At 67.0% G+C, this 733-nt stretch carries 1 protein-coding gene; it reads right to left on the reverse strand.

Going from position 1 to position 733, the window contains the following annotated elements; genetic code table 11:
• Positions 1 to 59 precede the first annotated feature (59 nt).
• Positions 60 to 458 (reverse strand): (R)-mandelonitrile lyase, encoded by a 399-nt coding sequence (locus tag VQ02_RS34240; protein ID WP_048448745.1) that lies wholly within the window; start codon positions 456 to 458, stop codon positions 60 to 62.
• Positions 459 to 733: the final 275 nt, after the last annotated feature.

Raw genomic sequence — 733 nt, forward strand, 5'->3', positions numbered from 1 at the left:
GCGCCTCGCTGCGGCCGGCGTAGAGTTTGACGACGACGTGCGGCATAGAATTCGTTCCCTCAGCGGGCGCCGTACTGGGCGTCGGTCACGGGCTCGAGCCAGGTCACGGCGCTGCCGTTCTGCTTCTCCTGGATGGCGATGTGGCTCATGCCGGTCGTCGCCGTCGCTCCGTGCCAGTGCTTCTCGCCGGGCGGGAACCACACCACGTCGCCGGGCCGGATCTCCTCGATCGGGCCGCCCTCGACCTGGGCCCAGCCGAGGCCCGCGGTCACGATCAGGGTCTGACCGAGGGGATGGGTGTGCCACGCCGTCCGCGCCCCCGGCTCGAACGTGACGAGAACACCGGCGACCCGGGCCGGATCCGGCGGGCCGAGCAGCGGGTCGATCCGCACCCTGCCGGTGAAGTACTCCGCGGAGCCCGTCTGCGACGGACGGGACCCGCTCCGGTGGATCTCCATGACATGACCTCCTGGTGCGTGCACGCGGGACCGGACCGCCTTTACCCCAGTCCCGGCGGGCGCCGCCAGGGGAGGGGGGTGTCTCTTAGACAAATCTGACGCTGGCGACGAATAGAGAGGTGTAAATCGGCGTGGTTCGGCGGGGCTGAGAAAAAAAAGAAACAGTGCACGCAACGCAGATATGGGATGATGGAACGAAAGATGACGATAGCCATAGACGTGATGAGGGTGGTGAGAACGCGGGTGCGAGACGGCGTCATACAGGAGACATGGCG

The sequence above is a fragment of the Methylobacterium variabile genome (genome assembly GCF_001043975.1).
Lineage (GTDB): Bacteria > Pseudomonadota > Alphaproteobacteria > Rhizobiales > Beijerinckiaceae > Methylobacterium > Methylobacterium variabile.